The 4,558-nt window shown below is 33.9% G+C and carries 7 protein-coding genes; 2 read left to right on the top strand and 5 right to left on the bottom strand.

Annotated features, from left to right (window positions below; all coding sequences use genetic code 11):
* On the top strand, positions 1-884 hold an 884-nt coding region (locus B2S90_RS09585; RefSeq protein ID WP_286696964.1), incomplete at its 5' end, for an RluA family pseudouridine synthase.
* Between the two features lie 26 nt (positions 885-910).
* Here B2S90_RS09585 and B2S90_RS09580 read toward each other — a convergent pair.
* The 4 genes from B2S90_RS09580 to B2S90_RS09565 are packed head-to-tail and all read right to left on the bottom strand — an operon-like array spanning position 911 to position 2,649.
* Positions 911-1,135 carry a hypothetical protein gene (locus B2S90_RS09580; protein ID WP_006507108.1) on the bottom strand — a complete coding sequence of 75 codons (225 nt, stop codon included), beginning with the start codon at positions 1,133-1,135 and terminating at the stop codon, positions 911-913.
* The gene (locus B2S90_RS09575) at positions 1,129-1,350 is read right to left on the bottom strand and encodes a DUF3791 domain-containing protein (protein WP_055234278.1); all 222 of its coding nucleotides are present in this window, start codon (positions 1,348-1,350) and stop codon (positions 1,129-1,131) included. The genes B2S90_RS09580 and B2S90_RS09575 overlap by 7 nt, the downstream gene beginning before the upstream one ends.
* 13 nt (positions 1,351-1,363) lie before the next feature.
* Complete coding sequence (locus B2S90_RS09570) at positions 1,364-1,936, bottom strand: hypothetical protein (RefSeq protein ID WP_278860951.1); 573 nt, start codon at positions 1,934-1,936, stop codon at positions 1,364-1,366.
* Complete coding sequence (locus B2S90_RS09565; RefSeq protein ID WP_279067923.1) at positions 1,933-2,649, bottom strand: acyl-[acyl-carrier-protein] thioesterase; 717 nt, start codon at positions 2,647-2,649, stop codon at positions 1,933-1,935. The genes B2S90_RS09570 and B2S90_RS09565 overlap by 4 nt, the downstream gene beginning before the upstream one ends.
* A 121-nt stretch (positions 2,650-2,770) precedes the next feature.
* Here B2S90_RS09565 and B2S90_RS09560 point away from each other — a divergent pair, with 121 nt between their 5' ends.
* On the top strand, positions 2,771-3,262 hold the full coding sequence (locus tag B2S90_RS09560; protein ID WP_278780274.1) for a hypothetical protein: 492 nt from the start codon (positions 2,771-2,773) through the stop codon (positions 3,260-3,262).
* Between the two features lie 33 nt (positions 3,263-3,295).
* On the opposite strand, the gene B2S90_RS09555 is transcribed toward B2S90_RS09560, so the two are convergent.
* On the bottom strand, positions 3,296-4,558 hold a 1,263-nt coding region (locus B2S90_RS09555; RefSeq protein WP_286696963.1), incomplete at its 5' end, for an ABC transporter ATP-binding protein.

The raw sequence follows: 4,558 nt of genomic DNA, 5'->3' as shown, positions 1-4,558 counted from the left end.
ACTGTATATCGTCCATGAGAATAAAGAAACAAGGACAGCATCTTCTTATCACTATTGATGAAGAATATGAAAATCGTCCTTTATCTGATTTGTGGGCAGATCTGCATTTATCACGCAAAACAATTCATTTATTAAAACAGAATAAAGACTATAAAATCAATCATGTATTTAATATGAATCCTATACTTCATACAAATGATGTATTAGATGTTCTTGCTTATGAACATGATGATGGAACATATGCCCCTGACTTTCAGGATATAGATATTGTATATGAGGATGATCTGATTCTTGTTGTGAATAAGCCTATTGGGATTGCGGTTTATCCAGATGATCCTCATAAGACAGACAGCTTATCTAATAGAGTGAGTGCTTATTATATGACACAGGGATATGATATTCCTGTTCGTTATATTCATCGTTTAGATAATGATACAAGCGGTTTAGTAGTATTCTGTAAGTGTCATTTAATACAGGCTTATCTAGATCATGCATTGTCTATTAAAGAGATACAAAGAGAATATCTGGCTTATGTAGAGGGTCATATCAAAGAAGGTAAGGAATATAAGATTGAACAGAACTTAGGTAAAGATAGGCACAGTCCTTCTAAGATGCGTGTTCACTCTAATGGTATTCCTGCTGTGACTTATTACCAGTGTCTAGAGAATAAGGAAGATCATGCACTTGTAAGATGTCGTCTAAAGACTGGTAGAAAGCATCAGATCCGTGTTCATATGGCTTCTATTGGTCATCCTATTCTAGGTGATTCCCTTTATAATGAAGGCTCTGATTATCCACGTTTAGCACTTCATGCAGCCTATATTAAGTTTGAAGAACCAATTACTCATCTTGAGATTGATTTATATAGTCCTATGGAATTTTAAAAGGAGATGGCAATATCTCCTTTTCATTATTGTTTATTCACTTCCTGCATATACATTTCAGCGATGTATGAAGGTCCACTCCACCAGAGTTTTGTAGTTTCATCGTAGAGGAATTTACCCGTTTTAGAGGACAAGAAATCGATTAATATATCTTTTCTATCTTTACCTGTTTCTTCCGCAATTTCTTCTACCACCATCGCAATAAGAAGATCTATGGTATAATCCATTCTTTCCTTTGAAAGTTTCACCATATCTTCTCACCCTTTCTTTTCAAGAAATCAGTGATATCATCTAAAACAGCTTCATCACCTTCACAACTAAATATTCCATAACCTATCTCAATATATCCAAGAACATCATATTCTTTAAATAAGTGAATAACCTGTTCAACAGGTAAATGCCACTCTTCTGAAGCGAGTCGAATTAACCTCGTTTGCATAAAGGTTATTTCGGTTTCCCTACGCATCATGAATTCTCCTTTAATTAAACGTCACAAGCTTCACAATATTCTTATGACTCTTATTAAAGAGTGTATTAGCACCCACACATACACGTTCACCACATGATGAGAAGATAATAGATGTATCAGAGGCTGTTTCTTCATAACCAGTAATACACATCCAATGCCATGTTTCTTCTTCTAATATCTGTGCTTCATGAGTTAAAATCAACATACCAATAGGATGACCCTGATCAATAGCTGTTTTCACAAAATGTACCCCCTGTTCAGGAGATTCAGTAATCTTCTGATAAACAGGTTCAACATCTAACCCAATATGTTTCATGTACTTCTTAAAGTTCTTTGCAAACTTATAGAAATAAGGAAAACCCATAATACCTGGAGTATTGAGTTTAAACATCTTTGTCATCAGTTCTAGAAAATCCGGATAAGAGATATCTAGCTTATGTTCATAGAAACAGGCCATATCTGCAGCACAGACACTTGCACATCCTGCACGTCTTGCCCATTCATCAGGAAACCAATCCTGGTCTCCACCATAATAGTCTTGATTGTCTTTATGAAAGATCATGATAGGAAGTTCTTTTTTCATTTTATATACTCCTTCATATGGATTTTCACAATAAAGCAGTTTTCTCCTTCTACATCTCCTTCAATAATATAAGTATCATCACTATGAGTGAGATAGAGTTCAATTGTCTGATGAGCGAGTATTTCTTTTTTATAGTTAATAGAAATAGAATCCATGAAATGATTTTCATAGGCTTCTACGGGAATCAAGTTAGAAGCGATACGTAAATAATGGGTATTGTTTAAATGTCTATTTGTATCTATATCACTATAAGGTACAGTATATGTACTTACTAATTGTCTATCATCTTGTGTAAAGAGTGTTTCTGGTTCTTCTTTTACAAGATCAGGATTATCAGGAAGAGTGAGTCCTGCACGCTTAGGAGATGTAATACGACGTCTCTTAAGGTCAATAAGAGTCCAGATAGAACGACATTCACCAATACGTCTACCTTCTTTTTCTATATAGTAGAATCGAGGAAAAATCACATTAGAATAATGTCCAATCTCTGTAGTAAGAGTAATTTCATCATCTTCATAAATAGGTTCAGTTAATATGAGTGATTGTTTAGAAACAACATAACCATACTTCCCTTTCATGGATTCTTTATAGAAACCTGATAAAGAACCATCTGCAGTTGCTAGACGTGAGAAATAGACAAAAATATTTTCATCTCTTAAACGACCTGTATAGTCACATTGATCATTCTGTATTGTGTAATGAAGTGTATACATTTTCATTTTCCCCCTTTTTTATGTATTATACTTCTTCTTTTTCATTTGTCCATACAAATAGGGTATAGCCAAATTGAACAGTTCAATGTATAATTATAAGAAGAATAAAGGAGAGAACAGAATGAATCAGGTTTTAATTATACTTACATTTCTTGTTGGACTCGTTGGTCTCTACTTTACATATATGATTGTGAATGTAGTTGTAACTATTATTAAATCTAAGAAAAGAGATCATTCATTAAAATTCTGTATGAGTCCTACAGGTAAGGCTTTTTATATTGGTCTTACAGTACTTTATTTTGTAGTATTATTTGGTTGTATCGCTTTTATGATTTCAACATACAATACTCACAAAATGAACTACATTTCAAACGCTTTAAGTGTATGGGCTATTTATTCAATCATCTATTCAATGCAGATTGCGAACCTTGTATTAGTTGGTAGAAAAAATATGCTTGTAGGTCGTCTTCTTATCGATTATCGTAAGATGAAAAAAATCAACTTCAATACAAATAATGAAATCACATTTGTATTCGCACAAAAGAACTTTAGATTCTCTACACGCTGGGTTGATAAACAGCTTTTAAGAAAATCAGTAACAGGAAGAAGTTAATAAAAAAGGATTCCGTGAGGAATCTTTTTTTGTTTATTCAGGTTTTTCAAACTGACTATAGTAAAGGTTATGATAGAAACCATTCTTCTTTAATAGTTCTTCATGTTTACCCTGTTCAATGATATGTCCGTCATTCATCACAATAATCTGATTTGCTTTTTGAATAGTAGAAAGACGATGGGCTACAATAAAGGTTGTTCTACCAATCATCATTGTATCAAAGGCATCCTGAATCTGTCTTTCTGTACGTGTATCTATAGATGAAGTGGCTTCATCTAGAATCAACATAGGTGGATTTGCGAGCATGATTCTTGCGATAGATAAAAGCTGTCTTTGTCCTTGTGATAAGTTACTTCCTTCTTCTGCGAGCATCGCATCATAGCCACCTTTTAACTGAATAATGAATTTATGAGCATGGGCTTTTTTAGCAGCCTCGATGATTTCTTCATCTGTCGCATTATTTGAGCCATACGCAATATTATCTCTAATAGTACCTTTAAATAACCATGTATCCTGTAATACCATACCATAGAGACTTCTTAAGTAAGAACGATCCATCGTTTGTGTATTGATACCATCAATAGAGATAGAGCCACTTTGAGGATCATAGAAACGCATTAATAAGTTAATCAATGTTGTTTTACCACATCCTGTAGGTCCTACAATCGCAATTGTTTCACCTGCATTGACATGAAGATTAAAATCAGTGATTAATGGTCTTTCAGGTGTATAACTGAAATTCACATGGTTTAAGTCAATAACACCTTGTGGATTATCAATAGTCTCGGGATGTTCTGGTTTTTTAATAGCTGGTTCATCAATAATCTTAAAGACACGCTCAGCACAGGCTAAAGCTGTTTCTAATTCAGTAAATACGTTAGAAATATCATTAAATGGCTTTGTGTACTGATTGGCATAAGTCAAGAATGATGATAAACCACCTACTGTAAGACCACCACCAATGACACTAAAGGCACCATAGATACATACTGTATCATAAACAATCGCATTCACAAAACGTGTAGAAGGATTCGCAAGTGCACCTAGGAACTGTGATTTAACACCGCTCTTAAATAAACGATTATTGATTTCATCAAACTTCTCTTCATTGATTGATTCATGTTGGAATGCTTTGACGACTTTCTGATTTCCTACCATTTCTTCTACAAAACCACTCATTTCTCCACGAATAGATAATTGTTCCTGGAAGAACTTGAATGTATATTTCGCAATAAGTGTTGCGACAATGAGAGAAAGTGGTGTTAATACAACAACAATCAAAGCCAGCTTGACATT

Origin of the sequence: Catenibacterium sp. UBA627, from assembly GCF_002299355.1 — a bacterium.
Lineage (GTDB): Bacteria > Bacillota_I > Bacilli_A > Erysipelotrichales > Coprobacillaceae > Catenibacterium > Catenibacterium mitsuoka.
The sequence above is the reverse complement of the archived record's forward strand: the minus strand, read 5'-3'. Positions and strand labels throughout refer to the sequence as shown.

Excerpts from the sequence above, each read along its gene's own strand:
- B2S90_RS09580 (WP_006507108.1), bottom strand. The coding sequence starts at position 1,135 with ATGGTGAAACTTTCAAAGGAAAGAATGGATTATACCATAGATCTTCTT.
- B2S90_RS09575 (WP_055234278.1), bottom strand. The coding sequence starts at position 1,350 with ATGCGTAGGGAAACCGAAATAACCTTTATGCAAACGAGGTTAATTCGA.
- B2S90_RS09570 (WP_278860951.1), bottom strand. The coding sequence starts at position 1,936 with ATGAAAAAAGAACTTCCTATCATGATCTTTCATAAAGACAATCAAGAC.
- B2S90_RS09565 (WP_279067923.1), bottom strand. The coding sequence starts at position 2,649 with ATGTATACACTTCATTACACAATACAGAATGATCAATGTGACTATACA.
- B2S90_RS09560 (WP_278780274.1), top strand. The coding sequence starts at position 2,771 with ATGAATCAGGTTTTAATTATACTTACATTTCTTGTTGGACTCGTTGGT.